The sequence below is a fragment of the Streptomyces sp. WZ-12 genome, from assembly GCF_028898845.1.
Lineage (GTDB): Bacteria > Actinomycetota > Actinomycetes > Streptomycetales > Streptomycetaceae > Streptomyces.
In genome coordinates this window covers 8,934,100-8,951,527 of the sequence record NZ_CP118574.1, presented here as the reverse complement: position 1 = coordinate 8,951,527, position 17,428 = coordinate 8,934,100, and the positions used below count along the sequence as shown (strand labels likewise).

General features: G+C 72.8%; 10 protein-coding genes. 5 read left to right on the top strand and 5 right to left on the bottom strand.

The window, feature by feature from the left end; all coding sequences use genetic code 11:
• Positions 1-175 precede the first annotated feature (175 nt).
• From PV796_RS39320 to PV796_RS39305, 4 genes are read left to right on the top strand one after another with little or no spacing between them, the layout of a single operon-like run.
• Complete coding sequence (locus PV796_RS39320; RefSeq protein ID WP_274918652.1) at positions 176-1,357, top strand: CaiB/BaiF CoA transferase family protein; 1,182 nt, start codon at positions 176-178, stop codon at positions 1,355-1,357.
• 29 nt (positions 1,358-1,386) lie between these two features.
• Positions 1,387-2,178 (top strand): enoyl-CoA hydratase/isomerase family protein, encoded by a 792-nt coding sequence (locus tag PV796_RS39315; protein WP_274918651.1) that lies wholly within the window; start codon positions 1,387-1,389, stop codon positions 2,176-2,178.
• 56 nt (positions 2,179-2,234) lie between these two features.
• The gene (locus tag PV796_RS39310) at positions 2,235-3,398 is read left to right on the top strand and encodes an acyl-CoA dehydrogenase family protein (RefSeq protein WP_274918650.1); all 1,164 of its coding nucleotides are present in this window, start codon (positions 2,235-2,237) and stop codon (positions 3,396-3,398) included.
• On the top strand, positions 3,395-4,522 hold the full coding sequence (locus PV796_RS39305; RefSeq protein ID WP_274918649.1) for an acyl-CoA dehydrogenase family protein: 1,128 nt from the start codon (positions 3,395-3,397) through the stop codon (positions 4,520-4,522). The genes PV796_RS39310 and PV796_RS39305 overlap by 4 nt, the downstream gene beginning before the upstream one ends.
• A 148-nt stretch (positions 4,523-4,670) precedes the next feature.
• Here the strand turns inward: PV796_RS39305 and PV796_RS39300 are convergent, their stop codons facing one another.
• Together PV796_RS39300 and PV796_RS39295 are read right to left on the bottom strand one after the other, a co-directional pair.
• Complete coding sequence (locus tag PV796_RS39300) at positions 4,671-5,924, bottom strand: cytochrome P450 family protein (RefSeq protein ID WP_274918648.1); 1,254 nt, start codon at positions 5,922-5,924, stop codon at positions 4,671-4,673.
• Positions 5,925-6,067: 143 nt separating this feature from the next.
• Positions 6,068-7,534 carry an AfsR/SARP family transcriptional regulator gene (locus PV796_RS39295; RefSeq protein WP_274918647.1) on the bottom strand — a complete coding sequence of 489 codons (1,467 nt, stop codon included), beginning with the start codon at positions 7,532-7,534 and terminating at the stop codon, positions 6,068-6,070.
• A 249-nt stretch (positions 7,535-7,783) separates the two neighbouring features.
• Here PV796_RS39295 and PV796_RS39290 point away from each other — a divergent pair, with 249 nt between their 5' ends.
• Entirely contained in the window at positions 7,784-8,389 is a 606-nt protein-coding gene (locus PV796_RS39290; RefSeq protein WP_274918646.1) for a hypothetical protein, read from the top strand.
• Positions 8,390-8,543: 154 nt separating this feature from the next.
• On the opposite strand, the gene PV796_RS39285 is transcribed toward PV796_RS39290, so the two are convergent.
• Genes PV796_RS39285 through PV796_RS39275 form a run of 3 tightly spaced genes read right to left on the bottom strand, consistent with a single transcriptional unit; the run spans position 8,544 to position 17,423 of the window.
• Positions 8,544-8,882: a nuclear transport factor 2 family protein gene (locus PV796_RS39285; protein ID WP_274918645.1), complete on the bottom strand. Its 339-nt coding sequence runs from the start codon at positions 8,880-8,882 to the stop codon at positions 8,544-8,546.
• Between the two features lie 13 nt (positions 8,883-8,895).
• Complete coding sequence (locus PV796_RS39280) at positions 8,896-10,089, bottom strand: hypothetical protein (RefSeq protein WP_274918644.1); 1,194 nt, start codon at positions 10,087-10,089, stop codon at positions 8,896-8,898.
• Positions 10,090-10,091: 2 nt separating this feature from the next.
• Positions 10,092-17,423: a non-ribosomal peptide synthetase gene (locus PV796_RS39275; RefSeq protein WP_274918643.1), complete on the bottom strand. Its 7,332-nt coding sequence runs from the start codon at positions 17,421-17,423 to the stop codon at positions 10,092-10,094.
• Positions 17,424-17,428 lie beyond the last annotated feature (5 nt).

Sequence of the window (17,428 nt, the reverse complement as noted above, 5' to 3'; positions counted from 1 at the left end):
GGCCATCCGCGGAGAAGGGGCGAGGGGGCAGTTGGACGCGCCCACCCCGTTTCATATGGAAGGGCATATGAGAAGTGGCAGCAGGAAGTATTGGACGATATGAGTTGCCTGGGCTTTGACTGGTCTCAACGGGCCGGCAGCCAGCGCCGGTTCCGAAGGAGATCGGAGGCTTGGCATGGCGGCAGGGCAGCAAGAGGCCGGTGGCGTGGGGCCGTTGAGCGGGGTGCGGGTGGTCGAGTTGGCCAGCGTGATCATGGCTCCGTACGCGGCGCAGCAGCTCGGGGACCTCGGGGCGGACGTGATCAAGGTCGAGCCGCCGGCCGGGGACATGACCCGCCACTACCCGCCGACCCGCAGTCCCGGGATGGGTGCGCTGACACTCAATCTCAACCGCAACAAGCGCAGCGTGGTGGTCGATCTCAAGGCACCGGGCGGCCGCGAGGCACTGCTCGATCTGCTCGCGACCGCGGATGTGTTCCTCACCAACGTCCGCCCGCAGGCACTGGCCCGACTCGGCCTGGGTTACGAGGAGGTGGCGGCCGTCAACTCCGGCCTGGTCTACCTCAACGCGCAGGGATTCCGCAGCGACTCCGCGCTCGGCGGGCACGCGGCCTACGACGACATCGTGCAGGCGGCCTCCGGCCTGGTGTGGCTGAACGAACAGGTCAGCGGGGTCCCGTACTTCGTCCCCACGGTCCTCGCGGACAAGATCTGCGGCCTGGTGATCGTGCAGTCGGCACTTGCCGCGCTGCACCACCGCGACCGTACCGGCCAGGGGCAGCACGTCGAGGTTCCGATGGCCGACACCATGGTGGCCTTCAACCTGGTCGAGCACCTGGCTGCGGCGACCCTGGATCCGCCGGAGGGCCCCATCGGCTATCGGCGGGCCCTCAGTTCGCAGCGCACCGCCTCCCGCACGGCGGACGGCTGGATGTGCATCCTGCCCTACAGCGACCGCAACTGGCGGGACTTCTTCGCCTTCGTCGGCCGCCCGGAACTGGCCGACGAGCCGCGCTTCGCCTCGCTCCCCGAGCGCGCCCGCAACGTCGACGAACTCTACGCGTTCGTAGGGGAATTGACCTCCCGTCACACCACCACGGAGTGGCAGTCGTTCTGCGATTCCGCCAGCATTCCGGCGGCCCCGGTGTTGAGCCTGGACGAGGCCGCCAACAGCGACTACGCCGTCGAGGGCGAGCTGCTGAAGACCGTCGAGCACCCCACCGAGGGCAGCTACCACCTCATCGGGCAGCCCGTGCGGTACTGGGCCACCCCGGCCGGTCTGCACCGGCACTGCCCGGCGCTCGGTGAGCACACCGAGGAAGTGTTCGCCGAGATCGGCCGCACCCCGGCCGCCTGAGTCCCCAACTCCCGGAATCGAGGCCCCTCGTGAGCGAGCAGGAACCGCTGCGCATCGCGCACCACCCGCACGGCATCACCGTGCTCACCTTCGACAATCCCGCCAAGCGCAACCCGATGACCAGTCGGCTGACCGAGGAGTGGCGGCGCGCCCTCCGGTCCCTGCGCGACTCCCCCGACCTGCGCGCCGTTGTGGTCACCGGCACCGGACCCGCGTTCTGCTCGGGCGCCGACCTCGGCGAACTCGGCGGCCAGCACGACCAGGGCCTCGCCGGCGCGCGGGCCCACCTGTCGGGCTTCTACCGGACCTGGTTGGCCGTCCGTGACCTGCCCGTTCCCACCATCGCGGCGGTCAACGGCCATGCGGTGGGGGCCGGACTGGCGCTGGCGCTCGCCTGCGACCTGCGCTACGCCGCCGAGGACGCGAAGCTGGGTGCGCCGTTCGTCCGGCTCGGGCTGCACGCGGGCATGGCCACCACCGCAACGCTGGCCGAGGCCGTCGGGCTGCCGCGGGCCCGTGAACTGCTGCTGACCGGGCGGCTGGTGAGCGGCGCCCAGGCCGCGGCCATGGGGATGGTGCAGTCCGCGGTCCCCGCCGCCCAGGTGCTCGACACCGCGCTCGGCGTGGCCGAGGAGATCGCCGCGGCGGCCCCCTTGGCGGTCCGACTGACCAAGAGCGGCCTGGCCCAGGGGCAACCCACCGTCGAACAGGCCCTTGCCTGGGAGGCACTCGCCCAGCCGGTGACGACCACCACGGACGACTTCCGCGAGGGCGTCCGGGCCCAACAGGAGCGCCGCCGCCCGCACTTCACGGGTGCCTGACCGCCGACCTCCGGTCCACCCCTACCCAACCACCCCTACCCGTGAGGAGTATCCGAATGGCTCTCTCCCCCCTTGCCACCGGGGCCGTGACGCTGCCCGTCGAGGCCCGGAAACTGCGGCAGGAGGTGCGCGACTTCCTCGCCGAGGAACGCGCCGCCGGCACCATCCTGGGCCGGCCCGACTCCTGGCTGACCGGTTGGGACCCCGCGTTCACCCGCCGCCTGGCCGAACGCGGCTGGGTCGGCATGGCCCTGCCGCAGGAGTACGGCGGTGGCGGGCGCGGCAACCTCGAACGCTATGTGGTCATCGAGGAACTGCTGGCCGCCGGCGCCCCGGTCTCGGCCCACTGGGTCGCCGACCGGCAGGCCGGGCCCTCCATCCTGCGCCACGGCACCGAGCATCAGCGGGAGTTCTACCTTCCCCGGATCGCCGCCGGCGAGTGCTTCTTCTCGATCGGCATGAGCGAGCAGAACAGCGGCTCGGACCTGGCCTCCGTGCAGACCCGGGCCGAACGGACCGCCGGTGGCTGGCGGTTGACCGGCACCAAGATGTGGACCGGTGGCGCGCACATCAACGACTACGCGATCGTGCTCGCCCGCACCGAGGACTCCGAGGACCGGCACGCCGGGCTCAGCCAGTTCATCGTCGACCTGCGCGCTCCGCGCATCCGGGTCGAGCCGATCCGCCTGCTCACCGGCGAGCACACCTTCAACTACTTCCATCTGGAGGGCGTCGAGGTCGGCGATGACGCGCTGCTCGGCCGTCCCGGTGACGGCTGGCGGCAGGTCACCGGCGAACTGGCCCTGGAGCGCAGCGGTCCCGAGCGCTTCCTGTCCACGCTGCCGCTGCTCACCGCGCTCGTCGGTCAGTTGCAGCGGGCCGCGTGCAGTCCCGAGCAGCACGGCCGGGTGGGCCGGCTGACCGCGCGGCTGGCCTCGATCCGGCAGCTCTCGCTGGGGGTGGCCGCCGCCCTGGAGGCCGGGCGCCCGGCCGATGTGCAGGCCGCACTCGTCAAGGACCTCGGCACGCGCTTCGAGGGCGAGCTCGTGGGCGAGGTCCGGGAGGTCCTCCCCGTCGCCGCCCGCTTCGACGCGACCCGCGGCACCTATCCCGAGTTGCTCGCCGCCGCGATCCTGCACTCCCCCGGCTACACCCTGCGCGGCGGCACCAACGAGATCCTGCGCGGCATCATCACCCGAGGTCTGGAGCTGAACTCATGAGCACGCAATCCCTCTTCGAACGCGCCGCCGCCGTCCTCGCCGCAGCGGACGAGACCGACGCGACCAGCGAGACCAACAAGGCTGACGGGACTGACGGGACTTTCGGGACCGGCGCCCTGGGGCGCCCCGCGGCGTCCGCCCCCTCGCTGTGGCGGGCACTGCGCGCCGCCGACGCCCTGCCGTCGCTCGACACCGACCCGGCCGTCCTGGTGGACCTGGTCTGCGAGGCCGGCCGCCGCGCCACCCCGGCGCCGCTCGCCGAGACGCTGCTGGTCGCCCGCCCACTGCTGGCCGCGGCCCAACTCCCCGTCCCCGACGGCCCGCTCACCGTCGCCTCCGGTCCGCTCGACGTGCGGTTCGCCCACGTGGACACCGGCAGCCGGGTCGGCCCGTTGGGCGCCGGCGGCACCGATGACGCCGTGCGGGTCAGCGGCACGCTGAGCCGGGTGCCGTGGGCCCGCGGCGCGGACGCGGTGGTGGTACTGACCGAGGGTCCGTCCAGCGGGCCGATGCTGCTGCTGTTGGACGCCGGCCAGTGCCGGCAGGTCGCGGGCACCAATCTGGCGGGCGAGCCCCGGGACGAGCTCGTGCTGATCGATGTGGCGGTGCCCGCCGAGCGGGTGCGCCGGGTTCCGGCGGCGCTGGTCGAGGAGGCGCGGTGGCGGGCCGGTCTGGCGCGGGCCGCGCTGATCGCCGGGGCGGCGCGCCGCTGTGTCGAGCTGACCGTGGCCCACACCTCGTCCCGGGTGCAGTTCGGCCGCCCGTTGAGCCACTTCCAGGCGGTCAAGCAGGAGGAGGCCAAGCTGGTCGAGGAGGCGGCGCTGATCGGCGCGGCCGTGGGCGCGGCGACCGCCGCCCTGGCCGAGCCGGGCGCGGCGGAGTTCCCCGCCTGGATCGCGGCCGCGCAGGCTTCCGCCTCGGTGGCCGAGATCGCCCGCATCGCCCACCAGCTCCACGGCGCGATCGGTTTCACCGAGCTCAGCCCGCTGCGTCTGGCCACCACCCGGATGTGGTCCTGGCGCGACGAGGACGGTGGGGAGCACGCCTGGCAGCGGAGGATCGGGCGGCGGGTGGTGGCGGCCGGCGGCGGCGACCGGTTGTGGCCCCTGGTGACCGGCAGTTGACCCGCGATCGACCCTCCGGTTGACCCCCTGTGCGACTTCGGCCGCCGCGATCACGACGCGATCCGTCCCGGATCCGTCAGTGGATCGCGGCGGCCGCGGTCGTGTGCGTCATGTACGGGACGCGCCGCGGAAGGGTCCCGGGCGACGCTCATCGCGCGGGTTCGAGGCGGACGGGAAGGGTGTCCGTGCTGTTGCCGACGAAGCTGCGGTGTCGGGGCAGTTCGGTGTCGGGGACGGCGAGGGTGAGCCCTGGGTGGCGGGTGAACAGCGCGCGGAGCGCGATCGTCGCCTCCATCCGGGCCAGGGGCGCCCCGAGGCAGTGGTGGGGGCCGTGGCCGAAGGAGAGGTGGCGGTGTGCGGGGCGGCGGGTCACGTCGAAGCGGGCGGCGTCCGGGCCGTAGGCGCGTTCGTCGCGGCCGGCGGAGAGGTAGGAGGCGAGGACCGCGGTGCCCTGCGGGACGACGGTGTCGCCGATCGTCAGGTCTCGGGTGGGGTAGCGGAAGGGGAAGTGGCCGACCGGGCTGTCGTGGCGCAGGGTCTCCTCGACGACGTCCGCCCAACCGGCCCGACCGGCGCGGACCAGGGCCAGTTGGTCGGGGTGCGTGCACAGTGCCCGTACGGCGTTGGTGAGGAGGTTGAGCGTGGTCTCGTGGCCGGCGACGATCAACAGCAGGAGCGTGCCGACCAGTTCGCCCGCGGTGAGCCGGTCGCCGTCCTCCTCTTGGGCGGCGAGCAGGGCGCTGGTGAGGTCGTCGCCGGGCCCGGAACGGCGGGCCGCGACGACGCGTTCGAGGGTGACTGCCGTCTCGTGGTGGGCGGCACGGGTCTCCTCCGGGGTGGCGCAGGTGCTGACGATCGTCTGCGAGCAGCGGTGGAGGGTGTCCCTCAGCTCGCCGTCGACGCCGAGGAGTTCGCCGATCACCTCCATGGGGAGCGGGTAGGCGAAGTGCGTGCGGAGGTCCACGGTGCCGTCGGGGTCCGCCAGTTCGGGAAGCCGGTCGAGGAGGTCGGCAGTCAGCTTCTCGACGCGCGGTCGCAGGGCCTCGACGCGGCGGGCGGTGAAGGCGCGGGTGACCAGGCCGCGCAGACGGCGGTGGTCGGGACCGTCGGCGGTGACCATGCCGCTGACGGTGGCGAAGACGGTCAGTGGCCAGTCGTCCGGGACGGCGCCCTGTTGGAGGGCCGCGAAATGGCGGGGGTCCCTGGCGACGTCGGGGTGGGCGAGGAACTCCCGCAACTCCTCGTAGCGGGTGACCGCGACGGCCGGCACTCCGCCCGGCAGCAGTACCGGAGCGGCCGGCCCGCGCTCCCGGAGGAGCCCCGCCTCCGTGTGCCCGCCGGCTCCCGTCGCGTCGAGTCGGTGCGGTGGTGCGGGCGGCGGTGACGGCCTGGTGCCTTCCAAAGCGGCTCCTTCCGCTGGCCGGCCCGCGGCCGAGCCGGCGTGGTCGCGTCAGCCGGCAGGCTACGCCCGCGCTCGGGCGGCCTTCCAGGGTGCAGTGCCGGGTGACCAGGACTGAACTGCCCCGGCACGGACGGCTCGTGGACTCACCGCGACACCCGCCGCGCCTCACCGGCCTCGACCATCTCGGCGCGGGCCAGTCGCACCTCCTCGATGGCTTGAAAGTGCCCGCCGGCCACCGCGCAGCGCCCGGCCCGTGTCAGCAGCCGTGCGGCCTCCCGTGGCGCGGACCCGCCCCGTACGCGGGCCAGTGCGGTCAGGGCGAAGGCCAGTGCCGTGCCGCCGAACGGCTCGGCCAGTTCGACCGAGGCGCGGGCCAGTCGCTCGGCGTCCGCCCGTTCGTCGCGCAGGAGATGGAGCTCGGCCAGGTTGGCGCGTTCGAAGGCGGTGGCGGTGGGGCGGCCCGCCTGTTCGGCCAGGGCGAGGGCGCGGTGCCCGTGGGCCAGCGCGTCCCCGAGCCGGCCCGCGCGGCGCTCGGTTTCCCGGAGTACGGAGAGCACGGTGGCCAGCAGCGCCCGGTCGCCGGACTCCTCGGCCGGTGCCAGTGCCGCGGCGGCGGGTCCGGCGGCCTGCTCGGCGAGGCCGGACAGGCCCAGGCAGACGGTCTGTTGGGCCAGTGAACGGGCCAGCAGCACCGGCCCGTCGGCCCCGCGGGCGGCCCCTGCGCAACGCTCCGCCGCCCGCGCGGCCGCCAGTCCGTCCGCGTACCGGCCGCGGTACGACAGCACCGCCGAACGCGCCATGTGGTGCGCGGCCCGGATGGCGTCGGGGGCGCCGGGATCGGGCGGGTGGGCGTCCAGGGCCGTCAGCGCCTGTGCCGCGCCCCGGCCGCGGCTGAGCACCTCCGCCAGTCGGGCGGCGGCCAATGTGCAGGCGTCGCGGAGCCCTTGGCGTTCGTACGCGTACAGGGCCTCGCGGACCACGGTGACGGCCTCGTCGTACTGCCCCGAGCGGTCCAGGTGCAGTGCCCAGTCCAGCCGTACCCGCGCCGCGTCCAGCTCGGGCCGCGCCGTTCGGTGACGCGTGGACCTGCGCTGCTCGGCGAGCGCGTCGCACAGCTCGGTCCGCCGGCGCGCCAGCCGCTCGCGGGCCGGCTCGGCCCATGGCGCATAGCGGTCCTCGGGCAACAGTTCGCCGCCCAACGCCTCCAGTGCGTCGGCCAGTTCGCGCCGCCGACCGCTTCGCAGGGCCCGCGCCGCGCGCGTCTGGGCCTCGTCGACGTCCACGCGTACCGTGTCGGGTGCCAGGCGCAGCAGTTCTCCGTCGCTGACGAGATAGGCGGAGGTGCCGCGCGGTGTCAGCTCGGGCTCCAGTGCGTGCCGCGCGGTGTGCAGTGCCACCCGTAGGCTGCCCAGTGCGGTCCGGAGTTCGGCGTGCGGCCAGCACACGGCCATGATCTGTTCGCGGTGCAGCGCGTGGTCCGGGGCGAGGGCCAGCAGCTTGACCAGGGTACGTGCGCCGGGCCGGGACCAGCGCGCCACCAGCGGTGCGCCGTCCTCGCGGGCGAGACGGAAGCCGCCGAGCAGCCGGATGCGCAGCAGTGGGGCGTTCATGAGGCGAAGACTCTATCCGTTCCCCAACACGCCTCATAGCCGCGGGAATTACGGCCCCGTTACTGGCCGGATCCGATCGCCGGTCCGGGCACGTCGTCGGGGGCGCACCCGCGTGATCGCGTCAATGTCCGCGGGCCTGTCGAAAGGCCGGGTGACGTGCGTTGACGGTGCGACGGGGGTTGCTGAGGATGGGCGTGTGCACCCCGCCGGCCGGCAACCACTTTCCGCGCAGCATTCTGAGGAGGAAGCGTGAAGCGCTCCCATGTCCTTGCCGTGTCCGTGCTCGCCCTGCTCTCCGGTACGGCCGTGGCGGCCAACGCGGCCACCGGCGCCGCCGGAACGCCCCGCGGTGGCCCGGCCGCCGGTCCGGCGCTCCGCTCCGTCTCCGCGGATGCGGCCTGGTGTGCGCAGCAGGGCGGCAAGGCGGAGACCCGCGTCCCCTACTTCACCAGCACCGGCAACAAGATCACGCCGCTGGGTGGTGAGCGGGAGATGTGTCTGTTCACCGCCGGCGACGGCAGTCAGATCATGATCGGTGCGGACACGTTGGCCGCGGACAAGCCGACGCTGGCCGCGCTCGCCTACGTCCGCAAGCCCAACGGTCCGAGCAGTCCCGGCAACCCCTCCATCGCCTACTGCCAGGGGATCAACGGCACCGCGATGTTCGGCAACCGACCTACGGACGGCGGTGGTTGGGGCCCCAGGAATCTCAAGGACCCGTCGAAGGCCATGTCCGCCTGCATGTTCGCGGACGGCTCGGTGATCGATGCCTGGGGGCTGAAATACCACAAGGGCGGGGTGATCCGCGGCGCCGACCTGACGAAGAAGTTCCGCGCCACCATCCCGACGGTGTGACGGCGGGCCGCCGGGAACGGTGGCCCGCCGTGCGCGAGCCCCGGCCGGCGCCTGCCCCGGAAACCGCGCCTCCCGCGGACGCCGTGCACGGGGCGTCCGCGAGAGGGAGGTCATGCATGGCGGGTTCATGCATGGTGAGGGTGAGGGTGGGGTGTCAGACGGCGAACCAGACGCGTTCGATGCGCTCCTCGCCGACCTCGTAGAGGGCGACGGCGGCGCGGACCTCGTCGCCCTGGAAGCCGGAGACCAGCTCCTGGTCGATGACGATGCGGCCGTGGGTGACCCGGGAGACGAGCTTGGCGTGCAGGTCGGGGCTGCCGTCGAAGAGGGCGCGGTAGCGCTCGCGGAAGGCCGGGCCGGAGCGGTCGGCGAGCACCTCGCCGGAGGGGAAGGCGTACACCGGGACGTCCTCGACGTAATAGCCGAGGAAGGCGTCGAGGTCGCGGGCGTTGTAGGCGGCGAGTTGGCCGTCGACGATCTCTTCGGGGGTCATGGGACTCCTTGGGTCAGGCGACCGGCACGAGGGCGCGGCGGCGGGTACGGGCACGGATGGTGAGCAGCGCGCCGGCCAGGGCGATGCCGCCCACCACGTGGGCCAGGCCGAGCAGCAGCAGTCCGGTCTTCAACTCCAGCAACAGGCCGACGACTTGTTCGCCGATGCCGAAGACCAGTCCGAGGTAGAAGATCATGCTCGCACGGATCTGGCCGAGGTGGGCGGCGGGGGCCGGTTCGAGGATGCGGGCGTTGGTGAAGTGGATCCAGTAGGCGTTGACGAAGGTCAGCGCCACGTAGAGGGCCATGTGGACGGGGAAGGCGGAGCGGCCGATCACGGTGCCCACTACGCCGCAGACGAGGAGGACGCCGGCGAAGGCCAGGGCCCAGCGGCGGGCCCGTTCGGGGTCGCGCAGCAGGGGGGCGGTCAGCCAGAAGGCCAGGCCGTAGAAGAACCAGCCGCCGGAGAAGGCGATGCCGGTGGGGACCAGCGTCTGGGCCTCGGCGATCGCGCTGGCGTAGACCATCATGCCGGAGAGGCTGACCAGGAAGGCGAGTTGGAGGAGGTTCCACGGCCACAGTTCGGGCAGCCAGTAGCTGCGCACGGCGGCGGCGCCGCGCCGCAGGACGTGGCGCCACTCGAAGCCGAACTCGCCCTCGCCTACCTCCGGGCGGGCCAGCAGCAGCCAGATCACCAGGAGCGAGGAGACGATGTCGAAGACCAGCGCGGTGAGCAGGGTGTGTGCGGTCCAGGCGGGTACCGCCGCGCAGATGACGGCGGCGAAGACCATGGCGCCCTGCGGGGAGGTCACCATCTGGAGCACCGCGCCCTGGGCGCTGGAGCCGGCGGCGTCGGCGAGCAGTCGGTAGGCGAGGACGGAGCTCGCGCCGACCAGCGTGAACCGCAGCGCGGTCCACACCAGGACGAAGTCCGGTCCTGCGGTGCCGAGCCAGGTCAGCAGGAGGAAGACCACCGCGAGGGCCAGTTGCATGCCCTGGAGCAGGGCGAACTTCCGGCCGATCCGGCCCCGGTCGGCCCAGACGCCGACCAGGAGCGCGCCGACCACGCCGAGTACCTGGCGTTCCATGCCGAGCAGGCCGACCAGTCCGTCGGAGTGGGTCTGTGCCTGGAAGTTGGGCACCAGCAGCAGCCACAGGACCGTGGAGCCCAGTGAGCTGAGGAGGATGGTGGAGAACGTCGCCTTCATGGTCACCGTCCCAGGGCGTTGGTCAGGGCGGTGCCGTCGAGCAGCTCCGGCAGCGGGATGTCGATGCCGTGGCGGTGGTTGAGGGCGTGGGCCAGGCGGAGGGTGGTCAGGGAGTCCAGGGCGGGGACGGTGCCGTCGGGGGCGGTGTCGCCGAGGAGCTCGGTCAGCAGCTCACGGAGGGCCGCCGGGTCGAGGGCGTCGAGGCCGGCGGGGTGCGCGGTCGGTGCCGGGCGGTCGTAGGGGTGACGCTCGCCGTCGGCTGGCGGCGGGAGTTGGGCGAGGAGCGCGGTGAGGTCCGGCTCCTCGGCCGGCTCGTCCAGCAGGTCGGCGAGGACGGCCCGGTAGACGGCGGCGAGGGTGCGGACCGCCTCGCTGCCGAGGACGTGCGCCGCGGCGTTGAAGTTGACCCGCATCTGGCGGGTGAACAGGTCGGCGCTGAAGGTCACCAGCAGGGCGAAGTCGGCGTGCTCGAACCACTTCAGGTCGCCGATGACTTGCCCGCCGTCCTCGCCCAACTGGTCCGCGTAGGCGGTGAAGTTGACGAAGTTGAAGGCGGTCTCGACCAGCCGGCGGCCGCCCGTGGCCTGCTGGATGCCGGCGTAGGCGTAGCGGCGGTGCGGGAGGTGTTCGTGGCCGACGCGGTTGACGGCGGCGATCAGTTCGTCCCACGGGCCGTCGGTGGCCGCGCGCAGCGGCACGATGTTGAGGAAGAGGCCCACCATGCGGTCGGCTTCCAGGTGTTCGGGGCGGCCGTGGCCGAAGACGCCGGTGGTCACGTCGGTGGTGCGGGTGATCAGTGACAGGGCGCGGAAGTGCGCGGCCAGGCACAGGTGCTTGACGGAGACGCCGTGCCGGGCGGCGAGCTCGGTCAGTCGGCCGTACTGCCCCTCGTCCAGCAGGAGTTCGGATTCCGCCCAGCGGTGTCCGGGCTCGGGCAGGCGGGGCAGCGTGGTGTCGGGGGCGCCGGCCAGCAGGTCGGTCCAGTAGTCCCGGGCCGCGGTGTCCTGTTGGGCGGCCTGGTCCAGGGCGACGTAGTCGCGGTAGGCCAGCGGTGCCGGGTGGTGCAGGGCCGGGGCGCGGCCGGCCAGGGCGTTGCGGTAGTCGCCCAGCAGTCGGGCCATCAGGCCGGAGAAGCTCCAGCCGTCGATGATCGCGTGGTGGAAGCTGACCGAGAGGTAGAAGGAGTCGTCGGTGGCCCGGTGTGCGAAGAACCGCATCTGGGTCGGCAGGTGCCAGTCGAAACCGGTGCTCTTCTCCTCCTCGAACCAGGCGTCGACGTGCGCGGTGCGCTGGGCGTCGTCGAGGTGGGTGAGGTCGTGCACGGTGAGCTCGACCCGGCCGTGCGGGTGGACCAGTTGGAGCGGGCGGCGGTGGCCGTCCAGGGCGAAGGAGGTGCGGAGGATCTCGTGGCCTTCGGCGTCGACCATGGCGGTCAGCAGGCCGGTCAGGGCCTCCTGGTCGAAGGGGAGGTCGATGCGGTAGCGGATCAGGTCGTGGAAGACCGCCTGGGCCGGTTCGAGGTCGGTGTGGAAGATCATGCCGAGCTGGAGCTGGGTGGCGGGGTAGGCGTCCACGACGTCCGCCGGGAGGCGGTCCCGGTCCTCGGTGTCGACGAGGTCGAAGGGCCGGCTCTCGGGGGCCTGGGCCGACGGGTCGCCGGTGCCGGTGATCATGTTCTGGTCGGTCAGGGCGCGGATGGTCTGCAGGCGGAACAGCTCGTGCAGCGGCACCTCGTAGCCGGCGCGCCGGAGGGCGCCGATGAGGCGGATGCCCTGGAGGGAGTCGCCGCCCAGGTCGTAGTAGGCGTCGTCGATGCCGACCCGTTCCAGGCCGAGGACGTCCTGCCAGACGGCGGTCAGGCGGGCCTCGGTGGCGGTGCGCGGCGCGGCGTGGGCGCGGTCGGTGCCGCCGGAGTGGTCCTCGGGGTGCGGCAGCGCGCGCCGGTCGGTCTTGCCGTTGATGGTCAGGGGCCAGCGCGCGACCTCGACGAGGAAGCTGGGCACCATGTAGCCGGGCAGCCGGTCGGTGAGGTGGGCGCGCAACTCCTGGCGGTCGATGGTCTCGCCGGGCAGCGGGACGTAGTAACCGGCCAGGGCCTTGCCGCCGGTGCGGCGGGTGAAGGCGATGACCAGGGCCGAGTCGATCCGGGGGTGGGCGACCAGCGCGGACTCGATGTCGCCGGTCTCGATGCGGTAGCCCTGGATCTTGACCTGGGCGTCGCCGCGGCCGAGGTATTCGACGTCGCCGCCGGGCAGTCGGCGGGCCACGTCGCCGGAGCGGTAGGCACGGGTCGGGCCGTGGCCGAGGTCGAGTTCGACGAAGCGCTTGGCGTTCTCCTCGGGCCGGTTGAGGTAGCCGTGGGCGACGCCGCCGCCGGTGACGGCGATCTCGCCGGGGGTGCCCAGGGGCACCGGTCGGCCCAGGTCGTCGACGAGGTAGAGGCCGAGGTCGGGGATGGGTTCGCCGATCATGCTGCCGGGGGCGCGGGTGTCGGCGGTGCGCACCGGGCGGTAGGTGACGTGCACGGTGGTCTCGGTGATGCCGTACATGTTGACCAACTCGGGGCGGGCGTCGCCGAAGTGGTCGAACCAGTCGGTGAGTCCGGCGAAGTCCAGCGCCTCGCCGCCGAAGACGACGTGGCGCAGGCGGACGTCGTCGGGGCCGACGCGGTCCATCAGGGCCTGCTTGACCTGCCCGAACGCGGAGGGGGTCTGGTTGAGGACGGTGACGCCCTCGGTGACGACGAGGTCGGCGAAGTCCTCGACGGACCGGCTGACCCAGTAGGGGACGACGACGAGGTGGCCGCCGTACAGCAGGGCGCCCCACAGCTCCCAGACGGAGAAGTCGAAGGCGAAGGAGTGGAACAGGGCCCAGGTGTCGTCCTCGGAGAAGCCGTACCAGTGCTCGGTGCGGGAGAACAGGCGCAGGACGTTGCCGTGGGTCACCAGGACGCCCTTGGGACGGCCGGTGGAGCCTGAGGTGTAGATGACGTAGGCCGGGGAGTCGGCGCTCAGTGCGTGCCCGGGGCCGTGCTCGGCGCCCTCGCCGATGAGGGCGTCCAGGACGTCGGCGGTGCCGGTGAGGGTGGCGCGGTCGGGGAAGAGGGCGCAGACCTCGGCGGTGGCCAGGACCAGGCGGACGTCGGCGTCCTCGACGGTGGTGCGGATGCGGTCCTCGGGGTAGCCGGGGTCGATCGGCACGTACACCGCGCCGGCCTTGAGGGTGGCCAGGATGCTGACGACCATCTCGACGTCGCGTTCCAGTGCCAGGGCGACGAGGTCTCCGGGGCGGACGCCGCGGGAGGCCAGGTGGTGTGCCAACGCGTTGGCGCGGCGGTCCAGTTCGCGGTAGGTCAGCCGGCGTCCGTCGCAGGAGACGGCGGTGGCTTCGCCGTGCTTGTCGGCCATGGCCGCGAAGCGGTCGACGAGGGTGGCGCTGCCGTCGAGTTCGGGGACGGTGGTGTGGGCGACGGCGGGCAGCAGCACGGCGCGTTCGTCGGCGGTGAGCGGGACGGTGTCGGCCCAGGGGCGTTCGCCGGCGGTGGCCAGTTCCGCGAAGCAGTTGCCGTAGTAGCCGAGGTAGCGGTCGATCTGCTCGGCGGTGAACTGTCCGGGGTCGTAGCCGATGCGGTATTCCCAGCCGCCCTCGTAGGCGTTGGCGCCGACGTAGACGACGAGGGGTGCGTTGGTCTGCTCGAAGTAGTCCACGGCGCGGACGGCGGGTCCGTCGGTCTGCGCGTCCTGTTGGTGGACGTGGAAGTTGGTGAAGTTGAACAGCACGTCGAAGACCGGGCCGCCGTGCAGCTTCTGGATGGCCGGCAGCGGGAACCAGCGGTGGGGTTGCAGTCGCTGCTCCAACGCGAAGCAGCGTTCGGCCAGTTCGCGCCAGGTGTGGTCGGTGTCGAGGTCGAGCCGGAACGGCAGGGTGTTGAGGAACATGCCCAGTGCGGTCTCGGCGCCGTCGACCTCGGGCCGGCCGTTGGCGACCAGGCCGGTGGTGACCTGGCGCCGGTTGGCGACGAACGCCTGCACCCGCAGGTGTGCGGCCAGGAAGACGCTCTTGAGCGGGACGGACCATTCCTGGGCGCGGTGACGGAGCGTCTCCAGCAGTTCGGGGTCCAGGGGGCGGGCGGCGATGACGACCTCGGAGGTGGCCCCGTGGCCGCGGTCGGTGCCCAGCCGCGGCACCTCGGTCAGGTCGGCACCGTCGAGTTCGGCGGCCCAGAAGTCCCGTTGGGCGGGGTCCTCTTCGGCCCGGCGTTCCAGGACGGCGTACTGGGACTGCAGGGTCACGGCGGGGGCGGGGGTCTCGTCCCGGCCCTGGAGCAGGTCGCCGTAGCCGCGGACCCACTCCTCGACCAGGGAGGCGACGCTCCAGCCGTCCAGGAGGGCGTGGTGGAAGCTGAGGCCGAGGGTGACCCGGTCGGGGGCGGTGACGAAGATCCGGACGCGGTAGACGGGCGCGGTGCCCGGGTCGATGGGGGTGCGCTTCTCCTGTTCGGCCCAGGCGGTGACGTCGGCGGCCGGGTCCGCGGCGGTGCGCAGGTCGATGACGTCCACCGGCAGCGCCGGGGCGTCCTCGACGACCATGTGGGGCCGGTCGAAGGTCTCCAGGTCGAAGCGGGCGCGCAGGACGGGGTGGCGTTCCGTCAGTCGGCGCCAGGCGGTCACCAGGGCGTCGTCGTCGACGCGGGGGACGTCCACGTGGTAGCGGAAGATGTCGTGGTAGACGGGCACGTCGGTGTCCACGCTGCTGTGGTAGATCATGCCCTGTTGGAGCGCGGAGGCGGGCCAGGAGCCGGTGTCCCCGGTCGCGGGCTCGGGCCTGGCCTCCTGCTGGACCGGGCGCACCACGGTCGCGAGGTCGGTCAGTCGCTGGTGGGCGAAGACCTCGCCGACGGTGACCTCGTAGCCGGCCTGGCGCAGTGCGGCGACCACGCGGATGCCGAGGATGGAGTCGCCGCCGAGGGCGAAGAAGCTGTCCTGTGCGCCGATGCGTTCGGCGCCCAGGACGTCCGCCCACACCGCGGCGATCAGGCGCTCGGTGTCGGTGGCCGGCTCGATGTGCTGTTCTTCGGCGGTCTGTTGGGCCGGGCGCGGCAGGGCGGCCAGGTCGCGCTTGCCGTTGTGGTTGGTGGGGATGGCGGGGACGGTGACGATGAACTGCGGGACCATGTAGGAGGGCAGTTCGGCGGCGAGCGCGGTGCGCAGTGCCGTCTCGTCGAAGTCGGGTCCGGTCACGACGTAGGCGCACAGCGCCTTCTCGCCGCGGTCGCCCTCGACGGCCGCGACCGCGCACTCCACGACTCCGGCCACGCCGCTCGCCAGGTGCTCGATCTCGCCCAGTTCGATGCGGTAGCCGCGGATCTTGACCTGGGTGTCGAGTCGGCCGAGGTATTCCAGGATTCCGCCGGGCAGCCAACGGGCCAGGTCGCCGGTGCGGTAGAGGCGGCCGAAGCCGTCCGGGCCGGCGACGAAGCGTTCCGCGGTCAGTTCCGGTGCGTGCAGGTAGCCGCGGGCCAGGCCGACGCCGGCGATGCACAGTTCGCCGGGGACTCCGATCGGGGCGGGGGCGCCGCTGCGGGTGCGCACCAGCAGCTTGATGTTGTCGATGGGGCGGCCGATGGGCACCGAGCGGGTGGTGTCGACGGTCTCGCAGTCGAAGTAGCTGACGTCGACGGCGGCCTCGGTGGGGCCGTAGAGGTTGCTGAGCCGCGCGTCGGGCAACGCGTCGCGGAACAGCTCGACATGGGCCGCGGCGAGCGCCTCGCCGCTGGCGAAGACCTGCCGCAGGGTGCGCAGGTGGGAGGTGGTGCCGGCGGCCCGGGTGAAGGTGAGGAAGGCGTGCAGCATGCTGGGCACGAAGTGCAGGGTGGTCGCCCCGCTCTCGGCGACCCGCTCGGCGATCCGCTCGGGGTCCTTCTCCGCGCCGTTGGGCAGGGTGGCGACCGACGCGCCGGCCAGCGACCACCAGAAGATCTCCCACACCGACACGTCGAAGGTGAACGGCGTCTTGTGCAGGATGACGTCGTCGGCGCCGAGCGGGTATTGGCGCTGCATCCACCACAGCCGGTTGACGATGGCGCGGTGCTCGACGACCACGCCCTTGGGGCGGCCGGTGGAGCCGGAGGTGTAGATGACGTAGCAGGCGTCGTCGGGCCCGGTGACGGGGTCGAGGTCGCCGGTCTCGGCCGACCAGTTGGCCGGGTCGTCGAGGTCGAGGGTGGGGTGCGTGCCGAGGACGTGGGCGGTGTCGCCGGTGGTGAGCGCCAGTTCGGTGCCGCTGTGCTCCAGCAGGTAGGCGATGCGGTTGTCGGGCAGGGTGGGGTCGATCGGGAGGTAGGCGCCGCCCGCCTTGAGCACGGCGTAGATGGCGGTGAGCATCGCGGCGGAGCGCGGGATGCAGACGCCGACGATGCTGCCGGCACTCACGCCGCGGGCGCGCAGGGTGCGGGCCAGGCGGTTGGCGTCCGCGTTGAGCTGGGCGTAGGTGGTTCCGCTGCCGTCGGCTACGGCGATTCGGTCACCGTGCTCGCGGGCCCGCTCCTCCAGGAAGCTGTGCAACAGCCGCCCGCCCGGGAAGTCGGCGTCCGTGTCGTTGAACTCGCCTTCAAGAAGGGCGAGTTCGTCATCGGACGGGGCGCGGAGGGCGTCGGTGGTGGTGTCCGGCGCGGTGGTGAGCGTGTGCAGCAGCGTGCGGTAGCCGTCCAGGAGGCGGTCCGCGGTGGCCTCGGTGAACAGCGTCGGGTCGTAGCGCAGGGCCAGGCGCGGGTCGGCGCCGGTGGTCAGGGTGAACAGCAGGGGGGCGCCGGCCTGGTCGGCGTCCTGAGGGCCGAGGTCGCCGTCGACCGCGATCATGAAGTCGGTCGGGCGGCTGCCGGCGCGCTCCAGCACGTGCCGTACGGGCACGTCGAGTTGGGCCGCCGCGTCGAGGTAGCCGGCGCGGACGGCGCCGAGGAGCTGCTTGGCCGCGGTCCCCGCCGGTATGCGCACGTCGAGCGGGACGGCGCGGTTGGGGGCGTCGAAGTGCTGCGGTGGCACGGGCAGGTGGACGACGATGTCGTCGCGGTCGGTGGTCCGCGCGGCGAGCAGCGCCAGCACGGTGGCGGCGACGGTGCGCAGCAGCACCGCGTCGCCCGAGGTGATCCGCGCCAGGGCGGCCGTGGTGGCCGCGTCCAACGAGGCGTCGGTGGTGCGGTGTTCGCCGGCGCCGGGGCGCAGGTGGTCGCGGATGACCTGGACCGGTTCGGTCCAGCCCTGGCTGCGGGTCTCCCAGAACTCCTGCTGGTCGGGGTGGTTGCGGAGGGCCTGCTGGACCTGGAGTGCGCTGGTCATGGGGT

Coding starts and splice junctions, on each gene's coding strand:
- PV796_RS39320 (WP_274918652.1), top strand. CDS start 176: ATGGCGGCAGGGCAGCAAGAGGCCGGTGGCGTGGGGCCGTTGAGCGGG.
- PV796_RS39310 (WP_274918650.1), top strand. CDS start 2,235: ATGGCTCTCTCCCCCCTTGCCACCGGGGCCGTGACGCTGCCCGTCGAG.
- PV796_RS39305 (WP_274918649.1), top strand. CDS start 3,395: ATGAGCACGCAATCCCTCTTCGAACGCGCCGCCGCCGTCCTCGCCGCA.
- PV796_RS39295 (WP_274918647.1), bottom strand. CDS start 7,534: ATGAACGCCCCACTGCTGCGCATCCGGCTGCTCGGCGGCTTCCGTCTC.
- PV796_RS39285 (WP_274918645.1), bottom strand. CDS start 8,882: ATGACCCCCGAAGAGATCGTCGACGGCCAACTCGCCGCCTACAACGCC.
- PV796_RS39280 (WP_274918644.1), bottom strand. CDS start 10,089: ATGAAGGCGACGTTCTCCACCATCCTCCTCAGCTCACTGGGCTCCACG.
- PV796_RS39275 (WP_274918643.1), bottom strand. CDS start 17,423: ATGACCAGCGCACTCCAGGTCCAGCAGGCCCTCCGCAACCACCCCGAC.